The organism is Bordetella petrii (assembly GCF_020991325.1).
GTDB lineage: Bacteria > Pseudomonadota > Gammaproteobacteria > Burkholderiales > Burkholderiaceae_B > Bordetella_A > Bordetella_A petrii_E.
This window is the reverse complement of record NZ_JAJMLX010000050.1, coordinates 1-22,378: the sequence shown is the minus strand read 5'-3', so window position 1 is coordinate 22,378 and position 22,378 is coordinate 1. Positions and strand designations below refer to the sequence as shown.

General features: G+C 65.8%; 22 protein-coding genes. 5 read left to right on the top strand and 17 right to left on the bottom strand.

All coding sequences use genetic code 11. The annotated features are described in order from the left end of the window. Positions 1-495: DUF6963 family protein (locus LPZ50_RS07640; RefSeq protein ID WP_419195575.1), on the bottom strand; the 495-nt coding region annotated here is incomplete at its 3' end. A gap of 200 nt (positions 496-695) precedes the next feature. Here LPZ50_RS07640 and LPZ50_RS07635 point away from each other — a divergent pair. The 3 genes from LPZ50_RS07635 to LPZ50_RS07625 all read left to right on the top strand — a co-directional run bounded on the left by LPZ50_RS07635 (position 696) and on the right by LPZ50_RS07625 (position 2,069). Beyond that, complete coding sequence (locus LPZ50_RS07635; RefSeq protein WP_230659442.1) at positions 696-884, top strand: DUF3008 family protein; 189 nt, start codon at positions 696-698, stop codon at positions 882-884. A gap of 110 nt (positions 885-994) precedes the next feature. Then, entirely contained in the window at positions 995-1,396 is a 402-nt protein-coding gene (locus tag LPZ50_RS07630) for a RidA family protein (RefSeq protein WP_230659440.1), read from the top strand. Positions 1,397-1,409: 13 nt separating this feature from the next. Then, complete coding sequence (locus LPZ50_RS07625) at positions 1,410-2,069, top strand: DNA-3-methyladenine glycosylase family protein (RefSeq protein WP_230659439.1); 660 nt, start codon at positions 1,410-1,412, stop codon at positions 2,067-2,069. A gap of 30 nt (positions 2,070-2,099) precedes the next feature. On the opposite strand, the gene LPZ50_RS07620 is transcribed toward LPZ50_RS07625, so the two are convergent. From LPZ50_RS07620 to LPZ50_RS07560, 13 genes are all read right to left on the bottom strand, one after another. Then, positions 2,100-2,774, bottom strand: coding sequence for a hypothetical protein (locus LPZ50_RS07620; protein ID WP_230659437.1), 675 nt, complete (start codon positions 2,772-2,774; stop codon positions 2,100-2,102). Positions 2,775-2,835: 61 nt separating this feature from the next. Beyond that, entirely contained in the window at positions 2,836-5,073 is a 2,238-nt protein-coding gene (locus tag LPZ50_RS07615; protein WP_230659446.1) for a phosphocholine-specific phospholipase C, read from the bottom strand. Between the two features lie 285 nt (positions 5,074-5,358). Further along, positions 5,359-7,710, bottom strand: coding sequence for a molybdopterin cofactor-binding domain-containing protein (locus LPZ50_RS07610; RefSeq protein WP_419195574.1), 2,352 nt, complete (start codon positions 7,708-7,710; stop codon positions 5,359-5,361). After that, the gene (locus LPZ50_RS07605) at positions 7,707-8,171 is read right to left on the bottom strand and encodes a (2Fe-2S)-binding protein (protein WP_230659435.1); all 465 of its coding nucleotides are present in this window, start codon (positions 8,169-8,171) and stop codon (positions 7,707-7,709) included. Before LPZ50_RS07605 ends, LPZ50_RS07610 begins: the two co-directional genes overlap by 4 nt. Before the next feature lie 60 nt (positions 8,172-8,231). Further along, on the bottom strand, positions 8,232-9,449 hold the full coding sequence (locus LPZ50_RS07600) for a beta-ketoacyl-[acyl-carrier-protein] synthase family protein (protein WP_230659433.1): 1,218 nt from the start codon (positions 9,447-9,449) through the stop codon (positions 8,232-8,234). Beyond that, positions 9,439-9,774, bottom strand: coding sequence for an acyl carrier protein (locus tag LPZ50_RS07595; protein ID WP_230659431.1), 336 nt, complete (start codon positions 9,772-9,774; stop codon positions 9,439-9,441). Before LPZ50_RS07595 ends, LPZ50_RS07600 begins: the two co-directional genes overlap by 11 nt. 15 nt (positions 9,775-9,789) lie before the next feature. After that, complete coding sequence (locus LPZ50_RS07590; protein WP_230659429.1) at positions 9,790-10,920, bottom strand: fimbrial protein; 1,131 nt, start codon at positions 10,918-10,920, stop codon at positions 9,790-9,792. A 44-nt stretch (positions 10,921-10,964) separates the two neighbouring features. Continuing rightward, entirely contained in the window at positions 10,965-13,487 is a 2,523-nt protein-coding gene (locus LPZ50_RS07585; RefSeq protein ID WP_230659427.1) for a fimbria/pilus outer membrane usher protein, read from the bottom strand. Next, entirely contained in the window at positions 13,484-14,230 is a 747-nt protein-coding gene (locus tag LPZ50_RS07580) for a molecular chaperone (RefSeq protein ID WP_230659425.1), read from the bottom strand. Before LPZ50_RS07580 ends, LPZ50_RS07585 begins: the two co-directional genes overlap by 4 nt. A gap of 75 nt (positions 14,231-14,305) precedes the next feature. Further along, positions 14,306-14,836, bottom strand: a complete 531-nt coding sequence (locus LPZ50_RS07575) for a fimbrial protein (protein WP_230659423.1) — start codon at positions 14,834-14,836, stop codon at positions 14,306-14,308. 60 nt (positions 14,837-14,896) lie between these two features. After that, positions 14,897-15,295, bottom strand: coding sequence for a hypothetical protein (locus LPZ50_RS07570; RefSeq protein WP_230659421.1), 399 nt, complete (start codon positions 15,293-15,295; stop codon positions 14,897-14,899). 377 nt (positions 15,296-15,672) lie between these two features. After that, on the bottom strand, positions 15,673-16,131 hold the full coding sequence (locus LPZ50_RS07565; RefSeq protein ID WP_230659419.1) for a carboxymuconolactone decarboxylase family protein: 459 nt from the start codon (positions 16,129-16,131) through the stop codon (positions 15,673-15,675). 109 nt (positions 16,132-16,240) lie between these two features. Beyond that, positions 16,241-17,674: a PLP-dependent aminotransferase family protein gene (locus tag LPZ50_RS07560; RefSeq protein WP_230659417.1), complete on the bottom strand. Its 1,434-nt coding sequence runs from the start codon at positions 17,672-17,674 to the stop codon at positions 16,241-16,243. Between the two features lie 121 nt (positions 17,675-17,795). Between LPZ50_RS07560 and LPZ50_RS07555 the strand changes: the two genes are divergently transcribed. Beyond that, positions 17,796-18,239: a GNAT family N-acetyltransferase gene (locus LPZ50_RS07555; RefSeq protein WP_230659415.1), complete on the top strand. Its 444-nt coding sequence runs from the start codon at positions 17,796-17,798 to the stop codon at positions 18,237-18,239. Beyond that, entirely contained in the window at positions 18,239-18,856 is a 618-nt protein-coding gene (locus LPZ50_RS07550) for an FMN-dependent NADH-azoreductase (RefSeq protein WP_230659413.1), read from the top strand. Before LPZ50_RS07555 ends, LPZ50_RS07550 begins: the two co-directional genes overlap by 1 nt. Here LPZ50_RS07550 and LPZ50_RS07545 read toward each other — a convergent pair. From LPZ50_RS07545 to LPZ50_RS07535, 3 genes are all read right to left on the bottom strand, one after another. After that, positions 18,846-19,808: a LysR family transcriptional regulator gene (locus LPZ50_RS07545; protein ID WP_230659411.1), complete on the bottom strand. Its 963-nt coding sequence runs from the start codon at positions 19,806-19,808 to the stop codon at positions 18,846-18,848. The genes LPZ50_RS07550 and LPZ50_RS07545 overlap by 11 nt on opposite strands. An 11-nt stretch (positions 19,809-19,819) precedes the next feature. Further along, positions 19,820-20,833 carry an HlyD family secretion protein gene (locus LPZ50_RS07540; protein ID WP_230659409.1) on the bottom strand — a complete coding sequence of 338 codons (1,014 nt, stop codon included), beginning with the start codon at positions 20,831-20,833 and terminating at the stop codon, positions 19,820-19,822. Positions 20,834-20,865: 32 nt separating this feature from the next. After that, the coding region (locus LPZ50_RS07535) for an MFS transporter (RefSeq protein WP_230659407.1) at positions 20,866-22,378 on the bottom strand (1,513 nt) is incomplete at its 5' end.

Below are 22,378 nucleotides of genomic sequence, written 5' to 3'. Positions count from 1 at the left end.
GCCCAGGTCGAGGCGGTGTGCCTGGGTCCGGACGGCCTGGCAGCCGGGCCCAGGCCGCCCGCGCTGATCATCGACCTCGGGGTTTGCCGTCATTACCGCATCGACAGCTTGCCTGGGCTCCTGCCCCCGGGCCAGCCGCGCCAGCACCGCCTGGTTCAGCGGAACGCCGTCCCGTCCGGCTCGATTGGGCAGCCGATGCCCGGTAACCAGCCCCACACCATTGGCCCCCGGCAGAAACTGCGCCAGGGGCTCCGGGCGATCAGGCCCGCTGGAGATCGCCGCAGCAACGCGCGCATCGAGCCAGGCCGAAGGCATATCCAGCTGCCCGACGCCTCCGCGTTGTGTCTGGCAATGATGCAGCACGCCATCCTGGTCCAGCACGGCATATACGGCGAAACCGCCGATGGCGCCCCGGCCCAGCAACTCGGCGCCCAGCAGGGCCGCGCGCACGGCGGCGCCGGCGCGTGGCCCACTGGCGGCAATTCCGATGGTCATACCCGAGATCCTTGGTTCCGGCCGGCGCAATGCCCGGCACATCAGGTTCACCCCAATGTGACCATGTGGTCACATTGAGCGAATGCTACACCCCGCGTTCCAGCCCAACAAGAGCGCCGGCATAGGGATAAACCCGTGCCGGCGGGCACGCCAATTGCGTGCCACCAGGGCTGACTTATTCAACCCCAAGGAGGCCATCCATGCCTGCCAAATCCCAAGCCCAGCAGAAGGCGGCCGGTGCCGCCCTGGCCGCCAAGCGCGGCGAACAGAAAAAGAGCGAATTGAAAGGCGCGGCTAGATCCATGTACGAATCCATGGACAAGAAGGAACTGGAGCGCATGGCGTCCAGTTCACGCCACGGCAAGCCGCAGCACAAACACGACTCGTAAGCGCTAAGCGCCACGGCGGCCATGCTGGCGGCGCGGCCGCGAACCTGCACTATGATGGGGTTCGCGGCGCGCCCGTGTCCGCGGCCACACATTCACCTCCAGGCCCTGCCATGTCCCGCATTACACGCTTGCCCAGCGCTTCGTCCCTGCCCCTGTCGCGGGCCACCCAGGCGGGAGACTTCATGTTCCTGTCGGGGCAGATCCCCATCGACAAGTCCGGTCAGGTCGTGCGCGGCGACATCGGCGCGCAGACCGACGCCGTGCTCGACCGCATCGAGGAAACCCTGGGCAAGGCCGGCTGCCACCTGCAGGATGTGGTGCGCGCCACGGTGTGGCTGTCGGACTTGGCCTTGTTCGACGGCTTCAACCAGGCGTACGCCAGGCGCTTCGGCCACGCCCTGCCCGCGCGTTCCACGGTGCAGGCCCGGCTGGTGCTGGACGTGGACGTGGAAATCGAAGTGCAGGCGCTATTGCCCAAGCGGCGCGCGCCTGGCCCCGTATCGGAAGCCTGACCAGCCGCCACCCATGCCCGCCGACGCCGCGCCGCGCCGCCTGACCTCGCAACGCATGGTCAACCAGCACCTGCGCCAGTTGATCGCGCTGGATCCCAGGCTGCAGGCCATTCATGATGCCGTGGGCAAGGTGCCGTTGCGGTCCCGCAGCCCGGGCTTTGCCGGGCTGGCGCGCATCGTGTGCGGGCAGCAGGTATCGGTGGCCTCGGCCGACGCCATCTGGCGACGCCTGGAAGCCCTGCCCGGCGCCACCACGCCAGACGGTTTTCTGGCATTGGGCCAGCCCGGCCTGCAAGGCGCCGGCCTGTCGCAAAGCAAGTTCCAAAGTCTGACGCTGGTGGCGCAGGCACTGCGGGCCGGCGACCTGGACCTTGCCGCCATCGAGGCCCTGCCCGCCGACGCCGCCATCGCCGCGCTGACGCGGCACAAAGGCATCGGGCCCTGGACGGCCGAAATCTACCTGATGTTCTGCGCGGGCCATCCGGACATCTTTCCGGCCGGCGATATCGCGTTGCAGAAAGCCGTGGGCGAAGCCCTGACGCCGGGTCAGTACCCAGACCGCAAGCAGTTGATCCGCATCGCGGCGGCATGGGCCCCGTACCGCGCCACGGCCGCCCTGCTGTTCTGGGGGTTTTACCGCAAGGCGCGCCAGCGCGACGGCTTGGGACTGTAACGCCCGCATCGCGCGCGCGCCAGCCGATGCTTATGGCCGCTGATCCAGCGCCTGCAGTTCCGACCGGTAATGCTGCACCACATGGGGCGGGGCATCCTGTTCGTGATCGGCCAGGAACTGCTGCAGCGCGGCCCGGTATTCCGCCCGGAACTCGGTATTGGCGGGGCTGGCGGCCAGTTGCGCGGCGGCGCGCTCGACGGGCGCGCGCGCCTGCTGCACCAACCGCCGCTTGCCGTATGGCGACTCGTCGCGCAGAATGGCCACGTTGCGCTCGAAACCCGGTATGTACTTCACCACAAAGCGCTCGCCCACCGGCGGCAGGCTGATCTCGTTGCGCACCGGGTACAGGCTGGCCGACATGGTGTCGAAATGGATCTTCACGTCGCGGCCGTCCGCGGCCTGCATCACCGCGTCGTACTGCCAGATGTACTCGTTGTTCAGTTGCGAACTGGTCTGTTCCGAATGGGTAATAACCGCGCTGCCGCGGGTGCCATAGGCATTCAGGAACGCGGCATTGAGCATGGATCCGGTGAACACGTTCACCGCCCCCACCGCCAGCCCCACCACGCCCATGGCGTACCAGGCGGGCTGGCCCAGCCAGCGGGCCAGGCAGGCACCCACCGCCACGCCCAGCAGCGCCAGCAACGGCAGGGACAGCAGCGAGTGCTGGCTCAGGAAGAACAAGACGGCGGATAGAAAGATCATCTTTCGGGACCCGGGCGGCCGCAAGAATACGTGCCGCCCAGCATACCTTATCGCGCCGCCATCAAGCCTCCAGGCCCATGGCCGGATCGCTGACGGTATGCGTGCCGGTTTCTACCCGGCCCGCAAAACGCCGGTAATAGGCAGTGTCGCTGTCGCACCGGACGGCGAAGTCGTACCACTGCCCGCTGTCCTGCAGCGCCCAGTGCACCGACGCCTGCTGGCCGGCGGCCACCGCCACGGCCTGGGGCGCATCGTCGCGGTACGCCAGCGCCGTCACCGTGAAAGAACACGGCTGCTGCCCGTGGTTCATCAATTCCGCATACACCTCGCCGTTGGCGATGTCGTAGCAGACCCGGATCTCGGGCTGCACCTGCGTGTCGCCGATGCGGTTGGTGTCGCCCTGGAAGTGCCGGTGGTACCCATTGGGGCCCAGCACCCACAAGTCGTAGCGGCCCTGGTTGTCCTGGAAGACATTCCAGGTATCGCTCAGTTGCTTGCCCGCCTCTATCGTGTAGCGGCGCGGCGTACGGCCCAGGTTCAGGCGGTCGTACACGTGGAAAACGGCGCCCTGCAGGCCGGTGTTGGCAAACACCAGCTCCACCTGGCCCACCGCGCTGCAGCGCGCACTGGTATGCAGTTCATACGGCAGGGCGCGCGACGGGCGCGTGCCGCTGGCCTGCACCGGCAGCCGCATATCGACGGGCAGCGGCACGGCGGGCAGGCGTTCCTGTTCGTCGCGCAAGGTGTCGGCGGCACCGCGCGTGGTGCGCCCGCCCAGCGTGGGCAGGGCCTCGCTGTTGGGGGTCTGGAAGTTGAACGCGGTGGTCAGGTCGCCGCAGACGGCGCGGCGGAACGGGCTGATATGCGGCTCTTGCACGCCGAACCGGGCTTCCAGGAATTGCAGCACGGAGGTGTGGTCGAACACCTGCGAATTCACCCATCCGCCCCGGCTCCAGGGCGAGATCACCAATAGCGGCACGCGCGGCCCCGGGCCGTAGACCCGGCCGTCGGCCGCGGGCTGGCTGCTGCTGCCGTCGGGCGCCGGCTGGTCGAAGTATTCGTGCAGCATGTCCGCGTCGGACAGCGTGGACTTGCCGGCCAGGGTGCCATCCAGCTGGCGCGACGGCGCCGATGGCGAGGGTACGTGGTCGAAGTAGCCGTCGTTCTCGTCGAAGTTCACCAGCACCACGGTCTTGCTCCACACTTCGGGCACCGCGGTCAGCGCGTCCAGCACCTCTTGCAGGAACCACGCGCCCTGCACCGGGCTGGACGGCCCCGGGTGCTCACAGTAGATAGACGGCGCGCTCATCCACGACACCTGCGGCAGGCGCCCTTCGCGTATGTCACGGCGGAAGGCGTCCAGGTATTCTTCGGGCCGCGTGCCCGGCAGCGTGTTGGCCACGCCTTTATACAGCGGGTTGCCGGCGTTGTCGGTGGCGGCGTCGTAAGCGTGGTAGGGCAAGGGCTGGCCCGTGTCGGCATACGGGGAATTGGGCGCGCCGCCGCTGGACACCGGAAAGCCCGATGCGATATTGGCCTGGCGGAACTGCCGGAACGCGCCCAGCATGTTGTCGCCCCATTCGTCGGGCATGTTCTGATAGCAGATCCAGCTGACGCCCGCGTCTTCCAGGCGTTCGGCATAGGTTTTCCAGGTGTACCCAATGCCGGTCGACTCGGGGCGGCCGTCGATCCAGTCCCACTCATTGTTCACGAATGCCACGCCGGCCGCCGTGGGCCCATTGGTGCCGGTCAGGTGGAACGACCGGTTGGCGTCGGTGCCGGTATGCATCGAACAGTGGTAGGCATCGCAGATGGTAAAGGCATTGGCCAGGGCGAACTGGAAGGGAATCTCGGATTCCTTGAAATACCCCATCGAGGTGTCGGTCTTGTGCACGGCCCAGTGCGCCATGCGGCCGTCATCCCACGCGTCCTGGCTGTCGGCCCACGAATGCGGGGTGCCGTCGGCGCGCTGCGCATTGTTGGCCGACCCGTCCAGATGGTAAGGGGTCAGCAGCGCGCCGTTGGAACGCTGCTGCTGCCAGACGCTGCGGCCGTTGGGCATGGGGATGGTAATGCGTTCGCCAAAACCCCGCACGCCTTTCAGAGTGCCGAAGTAGTGGTCGAACGAGCGGTTTTCCTGCATCAGGATCACCACGTGCTCGACGTCCTTGATGGTTCCGGTGGCGTTGTTGGCGGGGATAGCCAGGGCCTTGCGGATGCTGGGCGGAAAGGCGGCCAGCGCCGCCGCGGCGAAGCCGGTGCCCGCGGCCGTCTGCAGAAATCTGCGGCGAGAGGTCATGTCGTTGTCGTTGCCCGAAAGAAAAGCAGCCATGCCGGTCCCTCGGCGGCCGCAGCTCAGCGAGTCTAGATAGGGCACATGACATCGACGTGAACCGGCAGGGGCCTATCCCGCGCGAACAGGCATGCCGGAGATAAGCCGGAGACAGCGGCTGTCACAATCGCCGAAAGCATTTCTCGGGTGTCTGGCTCCCGTCAGGGTGCCAGACACCGTCTAACTGAGGCCGTCGTGACACACAACGGTGTCCGGCACCTTTGGTGCCAGACACCCGGCCATACTCCGCAATCAGGCCTTCAACTGGTCGCGTATCGGCAGGTTGCGGATGCGTTTGCCGGTGGCGGCGAAGATGGCATTGCACAGGGCGGGGGCGAAGGGGGGCACGGCGGGTTCGCCCACGCCGCCCAGCGGGGTGTCGAAGCCGTGCTCGATCAGGTGCACCTTGATGTCGCGCGGGGCCTCGGACATGCGCGTCACTTCGTACTGGTGGAAGTTTGTCTGGTTGGTGCGCCCTTTCGAGAACGAGATTTCGCTGCGCGTGGCCAGGCTCAATCCCATGATGCAGGCGCCCTCGGTCTGCGCACGCACGCGGTCGGGATGCACCTGGGGGCCGCAGTCCACGGCCACGTGCACTTGCGGGATGACGATGCCGCCGTCCTGGCCCACTTCTACTTCCACCACGGTGGCAATGTAGGTAACAAAGCTGTACGACACCGCCAGGCCCAGGCCGCGCCCGGGCGGCAGCTTGCGGCCCCAGCCGGCTTCCTGGGTGGCCACTTCGATCACCTTGCGCATGCGCGCCGTGTCCAGCGGATACACCTGGGGCGACTCCCCGTAATTCCAGCCGTCCGACATGTCCGCCGGCGAAATCTTGCGCGGCGGGCCTATCAGCTCCAGTAGGTAGTCGCGCGGGTCCCGCTTGAGTTCGTGGGCCATTTCCGCCGCGAAACTCTGCACCGCGAAAACATGCGGAATATTCGATACCGAGCGGAACCAGCCGATGCGCGTATGCGCCGGCACAGGCACCGACTCGACCCTGAAATTGGGAATGTCGAACGGAATGTTCACGGCCGACATGCCCAGTTCGAAGGGCTGCTGCCCTTGCGCATCGGCTACGAACGTGGAACCGATGGTGGGGGCCGCCGTGCGGTGCAGCCAGGCCACCGCCTTGCCCTGCGCGTCCACCCCCGCCTCCAGCCGTTCCACCGATACCGTATGGAAGTAATCGTTGGTGATGTCATCTTCGCGCGACCACGTCACCTTGACCGGCTTGCCGCCCATTTCGCGCGACAGCAGCGCGGCCTCGACCGCGAAGTCCGACTTCGACTTGCGCCCGAAACCGCCGCCCAGCAGGGTCTGGTGCACCGTCACGGCGGCGATGTCCATGCCCAGGTGCTTGGCCACGTTCTCGCGCGTGCCGAACGGCGACTGCACACAGGCCCACACTTCGCACTTGCCGTCGGCCACGCGCGCCGTGGCCGCAGGCGGTTCCATGGTGGCATGGGCCAGGTGCGGCAGATAGTATTCGGCCTGGATACGCTTGGCGGCGCCTTCCAGCGCCTTCATGGCGTCGCCGTCGTTGCGCACCGCCTTGGCGGGCTTGCCGGCGCCTTCGCTCAGGGTCTTGTGAAACGCCTCGGAATCGTAGCTGGCGTTGGGCCCGTCGTCCCAATCGATCTCGAGCGCCTGGCGGCCTTTCAAGGCGGCCCAGGTGTCCTGCGCCACCACCGCCACGCCGCCCAGCGGTGCGAACACCGGCGGCATGGGGCCGGCCGGGATCTCAACCACCTTCAGCACCCCGGGCACCTTCAGGGCAGCGTCGCCCTTGTAGCTCTTGACCTTGCCGCCCAGCACCGCCGGGCGGGCAATGGATGCGTACAGCATGCCGTCCAGGCGGGTATCGATGCCGAACTGGGTGGTGCCTTCGACAATGTCCTTGATATCCACGCTGCGCGTGCTTTGCTTGCCGATGTACCGGAACTGTTCGGGCGTTTTCAGCCGCAAGGCGTCGGCGGCCGGCACGGGCATGGCGGCAGCGGCCTCGGCCAGTTCGCCATAACCCAGCTTGCGGCCGGTTTTCTCGTGCACCACCTCGTGGTTGCGGGCCGCCACTTCCGCCACGGGCACGCCCCATTGCTTGGCGGCGGCCGCTTCCAGCATGCTGCGGGCCGACGCGCCCACGCGCCGCATCGGCTGGAAGAAATGCCGGGTGCTGCGCGAGCCGTCGGTGTCCTGGTTGCCGTAGCGGGGCTCGTCGCCGGGAGCCTGGATGACCCGCACCTTGGCCCAGTCGGCCTCGAGTTCGTCGGCCACCACCATGGGCAGGCCGGTGCGCACCCCCGTACCCATTTCGGCGCGGTGGGCCACGATGGTGACGAAGCCGTCGGCGCCTATGGACACGAAGATCTGCGGATCGTCCACCGTGCCGTGCGGCATGCCGTCGGCCCCGTACTTCTTCTCTTCCTTGGCCGCTTCCGCGGCGCGCACCACGCCCGAAGCGCCCACGGCCAGCACCAGGCCCGTCAGCGCGCCCGCCGTTTTCAACCAATCGCGGCGCGCCGCCGATGCAAGGCCCGGGTCGACCAGGCCGGCTGCGGCGGTGGCCGGCATCTGCTGAAGCAAACGATGGAATTCGCTCATTTGGCGGCTCCTTTGCTGGCAACCTGCTTGATGGCGGCGCGGATTCGGGGGTAGGTGCCGCAGCGGCAGATATTGCCGCTCATGGCCGCGTCGATGTCGGCATCGGTGGGGTTGGGGTTGCTCTTGATGAGCGCGGTGGCGGACATGATCTGCCCTGACTGGCAGTAGCCGCATTGCGGTACGCCGATGTCTGTCCAGGCCTCGCGCACGGCGCGGCCGACTTCATCGTCGCCCACCGCCTCGATGGTGGTGATGTGTTTCCCGGCGGCCGCGGCGATGGGAGTGACACATGAACGGATGGGCTGGCCGTCCATGTGCACCGTACAGGCCCCGCACATGGCCATGCCGCAGCCGAATTTGGTGCCCGTCATGCCCAGCCGGTCTCGAATGACCCACAGCAAGGGCATGTCATCGGGGGCGTCTACGTTCTGGGCAGTACCATTGATTGTCAAGCTGGCCATGAGAGCTCCTTGATCGGGCGCAAACCCCGGTGCTGCTCATACTAGCTCAGGTGTGCGCCGCTAGGAAACCCTGCCAAAGGCCAGTACGGCGTTATTGCCTCCCATGCCGAACGAGTTGCTCAGCGCCACGCGCAGGCCCGGCAGCGCGCGGGCCTGCCCGGGCACGTAGTCCAGGTCGCACTGCGGGTCGCCCGCCTGGAAGAACAGTGTGGGCGGAACCCTGCCGTGCTGCACGGCCATGGCGGTAACCGCCGCCTCGACCGCGCCGGCCGCGCCTATCAGGTGCCCCACGGCGCCCTTGATACTGCTGACGGGCACCTGGTACGCGCGGTCGCCGAACACCTGTTTGATGGCCTGGGTTTCGATGCGGTCGCCCACCAGCGTTCCGGTGCCATGCGCACTGATATAGCCGATGGCATCGCGCGCCAGGCCGCCGTCGTGCAGGCAGCGTTCCATGGCCAGCGCCTGGCCGCGCGCATCGGGCCGCAGCGGATGGGTGCCATCGTTGCTGACACCATAGCCGCAGACTTCGGCAATGATGGTTGCATTACGGGCGCGGGCATGCTCGGCCGATTCCAGCACCAGCATGGCGGCGCCTTCCGCCAGCGCAAAACCGGTACGTTTCGAGCTGAAGGGACGGCAGTAGCCCGCGGCCGGGTCGTCGGGGTCGGCGCACAGCACGTGCAATTGGGCCCAGGCCGCCATCAGCGTAGGTGTCAGCATGGCTTCGGTGCCGCCGGCAATGGCCACGTCCAGGTAGCCGTCGCGGATACGGCGAAAGGCCTCGCCGATGGCCACCGCGCCGGCGGAACACGCGGTGGAATAGGTTTGCGCCTCGGTATTGGCGCACAGCCGCTGGGCGATATACGCGGCTGGCGCATGCGGCATGGACGCCGGCACCACCAGCACCGCGGGCCGCGAGAGCAGGCCGTGGTAAGCCTCTACGCACTCGCACAAGGTGGTCACGCCGCCGATGCCGGTGCCGACGAACACGCCGCAGCCGGCCTGCTGCCGGGCGTCGAGCCCGGCATCGACCAGGGCCTGCTCGGCGGCGTACAGCGCCATCAGGGTGACGCGGTCCAGCATGCGGGCCTGGCTGGCGGGCATGCCCAGGGCAATATCTTCGCGCACATGGCCCACGCATTTTTCGATGCCGGGAACCGGATGCCGGCCTATGCCGCACTTGCCCGCCATCAGGGCATTGAAAGTTGCCTGCGCGGAACCGCCCATCGGCGTGGCCATGCCTACCGCCGTGATCACCACTTTTCTACGTTGCACGGGACGTATCCTGGGCACCATTGGCGGGCCGGCGGGCGGCCACCTGGTACATATAGGCCACCAGGCCGCTCAGGTTGCGGGGAAATACATTGGTGATTTCCTGCGCGCCCACGTTGTGGTCGGTGGGCAGCATTTCGTCGGTGGTCAGGCCGTACTCGGCCTCGACTTCGAGCAGTATTTCCAGAATGGCCAGCGAATCGAACTGGGTAATGACAGCGGAGAATTCCTGGTCTGCGAGCAATGGGCCGGGCTCGCAGCGGCAGGTGTCGGCAATGATGGCGGCCATTTTGTCCCGCAGTTGCGGAACTTCGGGCAATGTATTCATGAGACGGCCGGGCAATCAGATATAAGTAAAGGTAATTGTGGCGGTGGCCTTCACCCTGCCGCCGGTAACCGTCGGCCCGACCTGCATGTAGCTGCCCCCGAAGCGGAATGACCAGACTCTGGCGGGCAGGCTTTCTTGCGGGCTGCCCAGGCCGTTTTCAGTTTCGCCAAACGAAACTGGGCGTACTTCGCCTTGAGCCGCATCGTGCAACCACATTTTTATACCTACTCCGCGCGCGGCTGTCGGACCGGTTTCCTGGTTTGCCAACGTGGCGGCATAACCGGAAACGGTGCTGGCCGCCGTAACCCTGACCGTGGGGGATAGTACGCTCGGGTTACTGCAAGTGACGGTGATATTTGTCATGAAAACGCCGGTGTTCTCGTGTTCGCCCACCAGATACGCCGGCACACGCGGCAAGGTGACATTCAACGCCGCGGGATTGCTGATGGCGCAAGTTGCAGCCTTGATATTGATATCGTGAGCCAGCCGCACTTTGTACAAACCGCCCAGGCCCGATGGCACAGAGGCGCCGGAGATCGAGCTTTCGCCATAGGTGGTGGCGGCCAATATGGTACCGGGACTGACTGTGGTGGAAGTCGCCACGAAATCGATGCGTGTCCGCACCGAACTTCCGCCATAACTGCCGTTGAACGGAAAAACCAGCACGCCACGAAGATAATCGTTGACATACGACACCGGAGCCGCGACCTCGGTTTCGTCGTCGACGTAGTAGTACACACGGTAGCCGATGCCAGGCACAGAGGTCGCGTACACCTTGTTTATCGCATCCACCAACGGCCCGTTGCCATTGAAGTGCTCTATGGTGCCGGCGGGGCAGTCGTAAACCGGCGCGGCGCGGCCTTCCTGCGGGCCAGACAAGGCAGGCAAGTATGTTTCTGTGGTCGAAAACAGTACTTGCCCCGGGGAAGGATCGGCCGGCACGGCGTATTCGTTGGCGAAGGCGCTGACTGCGATCTGGAAAGAGCCGGAACTGTACGCTTCATAGTAGGTACCGCTAGGCGCATGGCCGCCGGTGTTGCGATAGCAAGAGCCCGAGCGCGGCCCGACCATGGCGGCCAGCGGCGCGTCCATGGAGCCCAACACGCCCGCGGCTGCCAGGGCCAGGCAGGAAACCGCCTGTTTCATGGATACGCGCCGTGCTTTCAAGGCGATGCCCGACTCTTGACGCGTTACTTGGCACATATCAACTCCTTGCCTGTGCGTTCGGCCACACCGGTATCGGTGTTGACCGTGATCTCGAACGCGCATTGTTGTTCTTGCAACGGCCCCCACTTCACCGTGTACCGGTTCACCCCTTGCAGGCCGGTCAGCCATGCGCGGCCGATGGGCCCGACAATGCCCCGCTGCTTGCCGTCGGCATCGTGGATGGCAGCCCCGAAAGGCAGGTCCTCTCTGGCAGGGTTGCGCAACAGCACCAGCAAGGTGCGCCCGGCTTCGGTATCGAACTTGGCGACCACGATGGCGCCCCGCGTGGGCACCACGGTTTGCACGCTTTGATTCAGGTGCGCCCCTTGCGCGCCAGGTTCCTGGGCAAGCGATACCCGGTTTTCCCGGTACGGGCTGGCATATGGAATCAGCGCCCTGCCCGCCGCATTGGTGCGCACACCGGGGTATGCCTCGACGGCCACGTCTCTGGCGCCAGGCGCCTCGACGATGATGGCGGTTTCGCCTATGGACTGCCCCAGCAGCGGCCCCTTGCCGTCGACCAGGAATGCACCGCTGAATTCCAGGTGCGTATTGGACGAGTTCTTGGAATAGCCATGACTGATGTTCGCCAGGCCGACTGGCGACGCGTATCCCAGCGCCGCGAAGCCCTGGCTGCCGTCGTCGCGGCCCGCCCCGTGCGTCAGGCCGGTTTGCAGCGCATAAGTCAGGGAGTAGTCGTCCAGGAAGGCGCCACTGAGATTGGCGTTGTGGTTGACACCCTGATGCGAGGTACGGTTGACGGAATAGCTGATATTGTGGGCCCCGCCCAGCGGAATGCTCAGCGTCAGCATTAGCGTGGATTCACGGCGCTGCCATGGGTTGCGGTTGATGCCGTAGTTCACGGCATAGCCGACGCGCCCGATGGAGCTGGAATAACTGAGATTTGCGTAAGTGGCATCGCGCGGCGCATTGCGGTAGGCAATGCCATAGTAATTAACGGACAGCGAGCCCCTGGCGCCCAGCCGCTGGGACATGGCCAATTGGTATTCGTGCAGCCGGTCCAGCCCCTGGTAGGCGCCCGAGTAAGCGTGGTCTCGCACCGAGTCGTCCAGGCTGCGGTAGCCGTTGGAACTGTATCGATAGCTGGCCAGGGTGAAGTCGGTGCCGCTGCCAGGAAAGGATTTCGCGTACTGTATGCGCGCGGCGGTGCCCACCAGGGTGGCGCCCCGGGCATCCTGCGACCTTGAACTGGTAACGTCGACCGACGCCGCGCCCATTTCGCGCAGGTTAGCAGCCAAGCCAAGCGCCCCCGCGTAATAGCCGCGCTGCGCGCCAATGAAGCCGCCGTAGGCGGTCAGGCCGTACGGCAGGCCATAGGCCAGGGTGGCCTGGCCCATCAGGGGCCGGTCGGCGTCATAGTTGTGGCGATGTTCGCCAACCATGAAGTTGTAGTTCCAGATGCCCTCGCGCATCATGGCGGGCAGCGCCGAGAACGGCTGGAAGAAGCGCGTGGTGCGTCCGCCTATTTCATCCACCACGACTTCCAGGTCGCCGCCGCCGGGGGTGGAGTACAGATCGTCGATGACGAAAGGCCCCGCGGACACGAAGGTGGTGTAGATGATATGGCCATTCTGGCGCACCGTAACCTTGGCGTTGCCGGACGCCACGCCACGCACCACGGGGGCATAGCCGCGCTGGCTGTCGGGCAGCATGCCGTCGTCAGACTTGATTTGTACACCGCGAAAGCGGGTGGAACTGAAGATATTGCCGGGCGTGGCGCTGTCGCCTATGCGCAGCCAGCCGCGCCAGGCGGCGATATCGCGTTCGACGTATAAATCGCTCCAGTCCCAGCTGCTGCGGTAATCGCTTTCGTGGTAAGTGCCATTGGCGCGCAACCGCCAGGCCCCCACGTTCAGGCCATTGCGGAAACTGCTGAACGTGGTGTGGTGAGAGCTTGCTCCCCATTCGCCGCTGGTGCGCGTGTGGTTGTACGACAGCCGGTACGATGACCAGAAGGCGGTGGTGCCGGTGTCCCAGAGTTCGGGAGGCACCAGCCCGCGGGCCTTGCGGTCCAGGGCGGCCTGGGGAATGGACAGCTTCAGGACGTTTTGGTCCGGGTCGTAGCTGGCCTGGGCCGACGGAATGACCGACAGCGTATCCAGGCAGCGGGTGTCGTCGCCGGCCTGCTGCAGTTCGGGAAAGGCCTGCACCTTTACGCCCAGGTCGCGCAAGGCGGCTGCGTGAAAACAGGGCTGCGCGTCTTCGTTGCCGGGCGCGGCCAGGAAGTCGAAGTCCCGCACGCCCAGGTTCTGCCCATTAAGGTACAGCATGACTGCCTTGCGGCCGGGCAGCACGCGGTTCGAGAACGCGAACACGGATAAATCGGCGAGCGGCTGCCCGTTGGGGCGATGCAGGAAGCTGTCGTCGAACACGGCTATCCCGGTGTCCGCCACCTGCGCCCGGCTGTCCAGGCCGGGCCACAGGCCCAGCGCCGCCACGGCGGCCCATGCCGCCACCGGCGCAAGGGAAACGCGCTCGGTGTTCATTTTGCGGCTCCTGCCTCGTTCTGGCCGGAAGGCTGTGCCCCGATGGCCGCCGCCGGCCAGATCTCGACAGCGCCGAAATCATTGACGACGCGCGGCGTGGCGGCCAGGCCGGCCGCGGCGGGGCATTTCCCCAAGGGCACCGACGTGGTGGCCAGGGGCTTGGCAATGACTCCGCGCCCGAAGCCGGGAGCCTGGCCCTGCAATTCGATTTGCGCGAAGTTCACGGTGTAGGCCGAGGCGTTCGTGATGGCAAGCAAGCAAGCCTTGCCGTCAGGAACGAGTGCCCAGGTAAGCATTGCGTGGCCGCGGGGCAGGTCTTGAATAGCCGCGGGCCGGTAGAACAACTTGATGCGCGTACGGCTGGCCAGGCTGAGCGTATTGAGATCGCCCGCCTTTTTTTGTGGGATTTCCAGTACGTTCACCCAGAAATACGATTCGCGGTCGGCCGGCAAGCCGTGCCCGACACGCGTGACGCTCAGGCGGCGTTCGGTGTGGCCCTCGAACCGGCTGAGCGGCGGAGTAATGAAGAATGGGGTGTCCATTTCTTCGGCGTCGCCGTCGATCCAGGCCTGCACGACATAGGGGTCGTTGGTAAGGTTCTTGGCGTAGACGGGAACCTCTTTGTCGGCTTCGTTCATGATCACGCGCGTACTGGAAAGCTGCACAGCGGCCAGCGCCGAGTTGCCGGCCAGCGCGGTGGCGAATACGACTGCCCGGATCAGGCAGGGGATCGGGATGTTCATAGGGCGGGTGTTCGATGGCGTGCGCGGGTCGCGCCGCCAGGGTTTTGCCCCGGCGGCGCGAAGGCGCGTCAGACTTTACGAGTAGGTAACTTCGAACACCGCGCGTGCGTTGGCGGGGCCGGCCGTGACCGAAGCCTCGGTGGCTTCGTAGAACGCCTTGAAGTTCAGGATGTTGTTGCCGTCGACCAGGCCGTAGGTTTCACCCGAACCGCCCACCACGATGGCCGTACCGTCGGCTTTCTTCAGGCCCACGGCCACGCCCCGGGCGCCCGTGCCGTTTTCCAGGCCCAGCAAGCGGCTGTTGATGACGCTGCCTGCGCTGGGACGGAAGGCGATGGTGGCGGTGCTGAGCGTGGAAGTGTCGCAGCCCAGCAGCGAGATCGAGAAATCGACCTCGGGGCTCTTGTCGCCCACGGCGCTGAACATATTGGTCGAGATGGAGCCCATCGAGACCGTCATGTTGGAACCTTGCTGGCCGCCGCCGATCGAGCACGGCGAGTTGGTGATTTCACCGATGAAGGCAACGTTGCCGCTGTCGGCCATGGCCGTGCCCGCAATGGCCGCGAAGCAGCCGGCAACCAACGCATTGAGGATGGTCTTTTTCATGAGGAGGATATCCAAAGGGAGTTAAGAAATGCAGGGGAAAAATGGCAATGCAAGCACTGTTCAGCGAACCTGCCGAGCAACCGGGGAAAGACGGGCCGCATGCCGGCGCGAACGCAGCGCATACTGACCCAGCAGCCAATTGCCGGGCCAGAACACGCCGCGCCGTACGCACCAGCCAAGCCAGTGGCGTTGCCCGCCGGCCCCGTTCTGGTGCTTGATGTCTGCCGCCATCCAGCGAACCGGATGGGCCAGGGCTTTTGCCAGCAGGGGGTACCTGCGCATCAAGCGCAAGCATGGGATTGCCCAGAGGCAATACCCCTGGTACGTGACCGTAGAGAACGTCTTGGCGCAATGACTTGCTTCGTGAACCCAATCTTCAAGCGTGATCAGATTCTGGCGCCGCAGTTCGTTGCAGACGATCTTCAGGTCGTAGTCGACCCAGATTCCCAGCTTGCTCATTCAGCTACCTGCCAGTGCTTCACATATAGGCGTTGTGCCTTGCCAGCTCATTCCGTGTATCGGGGTGAGCGGAAGGGATGATGCGCCAGCGGCCGCGGTTCGAAATTGTGTTTAGTCAACGGCCCCTGGTGCATAGGACTGATTTACCCCCATGGCCGCCACACAGAACGTCAAGACAATGTCAAGATTTCGAAATTTTCTTTGGGCCGCGCACAGTCCGGCGAATCCTGGCATCGGTGTCCCGGATTGCTGCGCATTGTGTCGTCAGGCAGGCACCGCCATCGGGCGGTCGGTATATGCCGCGCTACCGTGCCGGCGGCGCCGGCGCGGGGCGGAAGTCGGTGTCGCGGGCAAGACGCCCGCGCCGATGGGTCTTGCTAGCGCGCGGCCTGCACCGCGGCAGGCGTCTTGCGAAACGAAATGGCCAGGCGGTTCATGCCGTTCATCAGGCATACGGCGTAGGTCAGGTCGGCCACGTCGCGGTCATTGAACACGGCGGTAACCGCCTGGTAGTCTGCATCGGGCACGCCTTCCCGCGCCACGTGGGTAAGCCGTTCAGCCCAGGCCAGGGCCGCGCGCTCTTGCTCATTGAACAGGGCGTCCGCTTCGCGCCACACTGGCGCCAGCGCCAGTTTTTCCGGCGGCATTCCGCCCTGCAGCAGGTCGCGCGAGTGCAAGTCGATGCAGTACGCGCAGCCGTTGATCAAAGAAACGCGCAAGTAAACCAGATTGACCAGCTCGCGCGGCAGGCTGCATTTCTGCATGGCGCCATACACGGCGAGAAACGCCTTATAGCCTTCCGGAGCGGCGGCGCCGTAGTCGATGCGTTCCGACATGATTGAACCTCGTACATAAGGATGCAGTGAAAGAACCCTTATGCTGCGCCAGCTTGGCCCACCCGAAAAGAGCCATGACCCGGGTGTTGATATAGGCCATGATGGGCGCCTAGAACAGCGCCAGCATGCGCCGGCCGAGTTTTTCCGCGCCGGCCTGCGACGCGATGTTAGTGAAGTTCAACAACAGCGCGGAATCCGCGGGCGTGGCGCGTGTCCAGTCCCCCAGGGCCTGCGCGTACAAACCCTGTTCGCGCATGCGCTGCGCAATTTCCGCATCGTGCAAGCCATTGCGCAACCGCAGAACCAGATGCATGCCGCCCGGCTGCGGCGCAATGGTGCCGGCCTTGCCCAGCACCGCGGCCAGGCCGGCGGCAGCGGCCGCCCGCCGCTCGGCATACAGCTTGCGCATCCGCTGGATATGGCGGCCGAAATGCCCTTCGGCCATGAAAGCCGTGACAATCGACTGGCTGTGCAGCGGGGCCCGCGCCGAAAACACCTGGCTCGCCTGCAGGAACTGCGGCACCAGGCTTTCCGGCACTACCAGGTAGGCCAGGCGCAATCCTGGAAACAGCACTTTGCTGAACGTGCCGGCATACAGCACGCGCCCGTCGCGGTCCAGGCTTTTCAGAGCGGGCAGCGGGCGGCTGACATAACGGTATTCGCCGTCGTAGTCGTCTTCCAGGATCCAGGCGCCGGCCCGCGACGCCCAGTCCAGCAAGGCCAGGCGCCGCGGCAACGACAAGGACACGCACAGGGGACTTTGATGCGCCGGCGTCACCACGGCCGCCCTGGCCCGCGGCGCGGCTTTTTCGCCGGCGGAGACAATCAGGCCGTCGTGATCCACCGGCACGGGCACCGCCTGGAACCCGGCATGCTGCAACAGTTCGCGCGTGGGCGGGTAGCCGGGGTCTTCCATCCAGATGCGGTCGCCCGCCTTCCACAGCGCGCGGCCCGCCAGATCCAGTGTCTGCCGGTAGCCCGATGTAATGAACACCTGCGCGGCCGAACAGGAAATGCCGCGCGACACCTGCAGATAAGCCGCGATGGCGTTGCGCAGTGCCAGGCTGCCCTGTACCGGCGGATACGCCAGCTCTTCAGCCTGCGTCATGCGCCAGCAGCGCGCCCCCAGCCGCGCCCAGGTCTTGCGCGGAAAAGCATCCAGCGCCGGCAGGCCCATCTGGAACGGAGGCAGCGGCCCGGGCGGCGTGTCCAGGAAAGCCTGCAATGGCGGACGGGCGCCAGGTGGGGCCGTGGCCGGTGCGGGTGCCGGAACGCGCAGCTTCAGGCCCGGCGTCACCATCGTGCCAGCCTGGCCGCGCGGCTGTACATAGCCTTCGGCGGCAAGCAATGAGTAAGCCGTTTCGACGGTGCCCCGGGCCAGGCCCAGTTCCTTGGCCAATGCCCGGGCCGACGGAATGCGGTCGCCCGGCCGCAGGGCCCCGGTTGCCATGGCGCGCAGGTAGCGGTCGTAGATCTGGCGGTACAGCGGCTCGGCCGCATGCGGATCCAGGGAATCGAAGGCTTCGAGGCGCGCAGGAATCATGGCCTAGTTAAAAGGGTAATTTATGGATCTTTTTATTATGGCATCGCGGCTTTAGCATTCCTATCGTCCGCCGCACTGGCCATACCTGAATCGGCCCCGGCTTTTTTTCTGGAGCAGCACTTTGGCTGACATCGTCGTACGCCACGCAGAATCCGACGCCGATCTAAGCGCATGTTTTCTGGTGGCCCACCAACTGCGTCCCCACCTGGCCGGGTCCGATGACTTCATCGAGCGCGTGCGGCGCATGGCCGCCGAAAACTATCGCGTCCTGGCCGTGTGGGATGGCGGCACCGTGCTTGCCCTGGCCGGATACCGCCTGCAGGAAAACCTGATCTATGGCCGCTTCCTGTATGTGGACGACCTGGTCACCACGGCAGCCAGCCGCGGTCACCAATTTGGCGCCCGGCTGCTGGACGAACTGAGCGTGCTGGCCGCACACCACGGCTGCGAAAAACTGGTGCTGGACACCGGCCTGTCGAACGCGCTGGCACAGCGCTTTTACTTCCGGCAGGGCCTGGTCACCGGCGCCATGCGTTTCTCGAAATTCATTGCCCAGGAAAACTGATGCACAAGATACTGCGTATCCACGCCAGCCCGCGCGGCGCCGAGTCGGAAAGCTACCGGCTGTCCCAGGGGATTGTCGAACACTTGCTGCGGCGCCACCCGGGCGCCAGCCTGGTGGAACGCCCGCTGTCGGCGGGCACGATATCCCATGTGGACACGCACTATGCCAACGCCCTGGGCGGCATGGCGGACGGCGAGCCGGCGGCCGCATCCATGCTGGAATCCGAGCGCCTGATCCAGGAACTGGAACAAACCCACAGCCTGGTGATCAGCACACCCATGCACAACTACACCGTGCCCTCGGCGCTGAAAGCATGGATAGACCACGTGCTGCGGGTGCACCGCAGCTTCCGGCCCACGCCTCAGGGGAAAGTGGGCACCTTGGACGACCGCCCCACCTACGTGGCGGTATCGTCGGGCGGCAACTTTTCCAGCGAACCGGCGCGCCAGCCTGACTTTCTGACGCCCTACCTGACCGCGGTGCTGAACACCATGGGCATACGCGACATACATTACTTCACGGTGGAAGGCACCGCCCGGGGCCCGCAGGCGCGCGAACTGGCCCGCAATGCGGCGCTGGAATGCGTGGCGGAGCGTTTCCTGGAGGTCAGTGCTTGACCTGATGGCGCCCCTGCACCGGCTGCCACGGATGCTCGAATCGCAATCCATAGCTGGGTTCCAGCGGAGAAGTATCCAGGTTGCGCGCCAAGGCATCCAGGAACACCCGCGCCCGCGCGGACGTCGCGCGGCTGTCGAATAAGGCGTACAGCGTGGTGCCGGGCAGTTCCCATTCGGGCAAGATCTGTTCCAGCCCCTGGTCGGCCAAGGTGCGCGCCATGTGGCGGTGAGAAGGCATCAAGGCCACCCCCGCTCCAGCCGCCGCCATGCCTACACCCAGCCAGGCATTATTGCTTCGGATGCGGGACGCGCCTTCGAGGCGGCAGGCGTGGTCTCCGCGGCGCAAGTTCCAGGTCTCGTCGTTGCCCGTGATGATGCGCTCGTGGCGGCGCAGGTCTTCGGGGCTGGCGGGACGCCCGGCGTGGTCCAGGTATGTCTTCGCCGCCACCATCACCCATCGCAGCCTGGCAACGGGGCGCTGGATCAACGGAGAATCGGCCTGCGGACCGAACCGAAGCGCCAGGTCTTGCCCCTGCAGATCGGTTCCCGGGGTGCTGGTGCCCAGGTCGAAGTCATACGACAGTAGCGGATACTGCCGCCGCAGCTCGGCCACCATCACAGGCAGGAAAGTCGATAGGCCTGGCGGCAATGACACCCGCAGCTCTCCCTCCGGGCGCTCCAGATAGTCGTTCACTTTCCGGTGCGCCTGCAATGCACTCTCGACGTGCCCTTCGCATGCCTGGAAATACTGCATTCCCACCGCGGTCAACTGCACTTTTCGGGTAGAGCGGCTGAGCAGCTTCAACCCCAGCTGATGCTCCAGGTTGCTGATGCGGCGCGAAATCGTGGCGATGGGCAGACCGATGGCCTCGGACGCGGCGGTAAACCCGCGGCGCTTGGCGACCTCGACGAAAAGAAATATGTCGTCGAGCGAGACGGTTTGCCTGGCCATGGTCTGGTTCCTTATTCGGCGCTGACATCCACTTCCGGCAGCACCGACATTCCCACCCGCAGCAGATCGGTGTCGGACTGCCCGCGGTTCACGGAAATGCGCACTGGCAATCGCTGGACAATCTTGGTGAAATTGCCAGTGGCGTTGTGCGGGGCGATGGCTGAATAGCTGACGCCGCTGGCCGGCCCCAGGCTGGCGACCTTGCCGGTGAATTCCCGGCCCGGCAGCGCATCCACCGTGAACCGTACGGGCTGGCCTTCGCGCATGCGGGCCAACTGGGTTTCGCGGAAATTGGCCTCCACGTAGATGTCGGCCAGCGGAACCAATGTCAGGAAAGGTTCACCCACCCGGGCGAAGTTTCCCACGCGCACCTGCTTGCGCCCCACCGTGCCATCGATAGGCGCGACGATGCGGGTGTGCGCCAAGTCGAGCCGGGCCTGCGCCAGCGCGGCATCGGCTCGCTGCATCTCGGCCTGGGCGCGTTGCAGATCCGCCCGCAGCACCTCCAGCCGCCCTGCCTCGGCCTGCAGAATGGCGTCGTCTTTCGCGTGCTGCGCCTGCAGCACCCGCAGGCGTGCCTGCGCTTGCTGGCGGGCCTGTACGGTACCCGATCCATCGGCGGCCAGGCTGCGATAACGGCTATAGTCCGCGCGCGCCAGCTGCAGGTTCGCCAGGTCCGCATCCAGGGCGGCGCGGGCCTGGCGCACCATCGAATGCTGCACTTCGATCTTCGCATCCAGGCCCTGCGCGGCCGCCTGCGCGCTTTGCAGCACGGCCTGGGCGCTGCGCACCGCCAGCGCGTAGTCGCGGTCGTCGATCTGCGCCAGCAGCTGGCCGGCGCGCACGGCCTGGTTCTCCTCGACCCACACCTGTTCCACACGCCCCGCGATCTCGGGAGCGACAAAGGTGATGTCGGCCCTGATGTATGCATCGTCCGTCACCTGTGCCGATGACGCGGATTCGGGCCGGTTGGCCCAGATGGCCATGATTGCCGCGATCATTGCCACGCCTGCGCCTGCGGCCATTTTCATCTTCTTGCTCAACGCCATGATGTGCTCTAGTTGCCAGAATTCGCCGCAGCGCGCGGCGAAGGAATATGGTTAAGGGAAAGCGCCAGCGGAATCAGGGCTGTGGCAAGCAGGGCCAGCAGCCTGAAGGCGTCGGCCGTTGACAGGACCGCCGACTCGCCGGCGATACGCGCGGCCAGGTCGGGCGGCGGCAGCACCTCGGCCCGCGCGGCATGGTCCAGCAGCATCTCGCTGTGGTAGCGCGTGCGCAACTCGATCACGCGTGCCACCAGGGCTGCCCCGAAAGGAGCGCCCAGCGCGCGTATCAGATTCACCGTGCCCGCGATGTAGGGGCTTTCCTCGGGAGCGACCACGCTGGTGGCCAGGAACAGCATGGCGATCACGGCCATGGGCTGGCCCACCGCCTGCAGGGATTGGGCCAGCACGAACTCCGGCCACATCCATTGGTTGGTAAGACGGGCAGCCAGCATGCAAGCCAGCGCCACCAGCCCGAGCCCCAAGGCCATCACCACCCGCGCATCGACCCACTTGCGATACAGCAGCAAGGCAATGGCGGGCGCTATCACCAATTGCGGCAGGCCGACAAGCAAGCCGATGGGCGCGCTTTGCAGCGCCCGGTGCCCCCAGGCGTGGCCCAGGTGCGTCATGGGCAGCAGCGACCCGGACAGGAATACGGTCAGCAAGCAGAAAAAGATGAAAAAGCCGAGGCCCAGATTGCGGCGTCCCAGCAACTGCGGCTTGATGAACGGCGCAGGATGGTGCCATTCGGTGTACAGATAAAATGCCACCAGCAAGGCCCCCGCCGCCAGGCTGCTGCATACCAGCGGCGAGGCGAACCATTCAAGCCGGTTGCCCTGCTCCAGCCCGATGGCCAGCAACGCCAGGCCCACGCCGCCGAAGCAGAATCCGAACCAGTTCGCCTGGCCATAGCGCTGGGGATGGGCCGGATCCCGCGGAATCCCCCAGGCCACCAGCAGGCCGGCCAGTAGATTCACGGGGATGATCTGCCAGTACAGCATGCGCATGTCCGCCAACTGGTCCGTCCAGAGGCCGACCAGCCAGGCCGATACATTGGGCGAGAACGTGGCCGTCATGGAATACAGGGCCAGGGCGACCAGGCGGATGGAAGGCGGGAAAAAGCGCAGCGCGGCCGCCATCAGCAAGGGGATCAGCGCGCCGCTGAACAAGCCCTGCAGTCCGCGCATCAGCACCAGCAGGTCCATGGAATGGATCATGGGCAGCACGCACGCAATGGTGCTGGCCGCCACCAGCATCATGACGTGGAAACGCCGCAGGCTCACCGTGATGGCGAACCAGGTTGCCAGCGGCATGGCGACCAATTCGCCCGCGGTATAGGCCGTGGTCAGCCAGGTGGCGTCGTCCAGCGCGAACCCCGCCGCGCCGCGGATGTCTGCCAAGGCCAGGGCGCCCACGCGGTTGTTGATGCCGGACACCATGGCGGCGATGAAAATCCCGACCAGGCCCGTCGCGAGCCGCGGGCCGAACGCCGCGTTCGCATGGCCCGCGGCGCCGGCCGGCGCC

Bases quoted from the DNA above. Each gene is read 5' to 3' on its own strand.
- LPZ50_RS07630 (WP_230659440.1), top strand. From the start codon at position 995: ATGTCCCGCATTACACGCTTGCCCAGCGCTTCGTCCCTGCCCCTGTCG.
- LPZ50_RS07575 (WP_230659423.1), bottom strand. From the start codon at position 14,836: ATGAAAAAGACCATCCTCAATGCGTTGGTTGCCGGCTGCTTCGCGGCC.
- LPZ50_RS07595 (WP_230659431.1), bottom strand. From the start codon at position 9,774: ATGAATACATTGCCCGAAGTTCCGCAACTGCGGGACAAAATGGCCGCC.
- LPZ50_RS07635 (WP_230659442.1), top strand. From the start codon at position 696: ATGCCTGCCAAATCCCAAGCCCAGCAGAAGGCGGCCGGTGCCGCCCTG.
- LPZ50_RS07590 (WP_230659429.1), bottom strand. From the start codon at position 10,920: ATGAAACAGGCGGTTTCCTGCCTGGCCCTGGCAGCCGCGGGCGTGTTG.
- LPZ50_RS07560 (WP_230659417.1), bottom strand. From the start codon at position 17,674: ATGATTCCTGCGCGCCTCGAAGCCTTCGATTCCCTGGATCCGCATGCG.
- LPZ50_RS07610 (WP_419195574.1), bottom strand. From the start codon at position 7,710: ATGAGCGAATTCCATCGTTTGCTTCAGCAGATGCCGGCCACCGCCGCA.
- LPZ50_RS07625 (WP_230659439.1), top strand. From the start codon at position 1,410: ATGCCCGCCGACGCCGCGCCGCGCCGCCTGACCTCGCAACGCATGGTC.
- LPZ50_RS07565 (WP_230659419.1), bottom strand. From the start codon at position 16,131: ATGTCGGAACGCATCGACTACGGCGCCGCCGCTCCGGAAGGCTATAAG.
- LPZ50_RS07605 (WP_230659435.1), bottom strand. From the start codon at position 8,171: ATGGCCAGCTTGACAATCAATGGTACTGCCCAGAACGTAGACGCCCCC.
- LPZ50_RS07570 (WP_230659421.1), bottom strand. From the start codon at position 15,295: ATGAGCAAGCTGGGAATCTGGGTCGACTACGACCTGAAGATCGTCTGC.
- LPZ50_RS07550 (WP_230659413.1), top strand. From the start codon at position 18,239: ATGCACAAGATACTGCGTATCCACGCCAGCCCGCGCGGCGCCGAGTCG.
- LPZ50_RS07540 (WP_230659409.1), bottom strand. From the start codon at position 20,833: ATGGCCGCAGGCGCAGGCGTGGCAATGATCGCGGCAATCATGGCCATC.
- LPZ50_RS07620 (WP_230659437.1), bottom strand. From the start codon at position 2,774: ATGATCTTTCTATCCGCCGTCTTGTTCTTCCTGAGCCAGCACTCGCTG.
- LPZ50_RS07580 (WP_230659425.1), bottom strand. From the start codon at position 14,230: ATGAACATCCCGATCCCCTGCCTGATCCGGGCAGTCGTATTCGCCACC.
- LPZ50_RS07615 (WP_230659446.1), bottom strand. From the start codon at position 5,073: ATGACCTCTCGCCGCAGATTTCTGCAGACGGCCGCGGGCACCGGCTTC.
- LPZ50_RS07545 (WP_230659411.1), bottom strand. From the start codon at position 19,808: ATGGCCAGGCAAACCGTCTCGCTCGACGACATATTTCTTTTCGTCGAG.
- LPZ50_RS07585 (WP_230659427.1), bottom strand. From the start codon at position 13,487: ATGAACACCGAGCGCGTTTCCCTTGCGCCGGTGGCGGCATGGGCCGCC.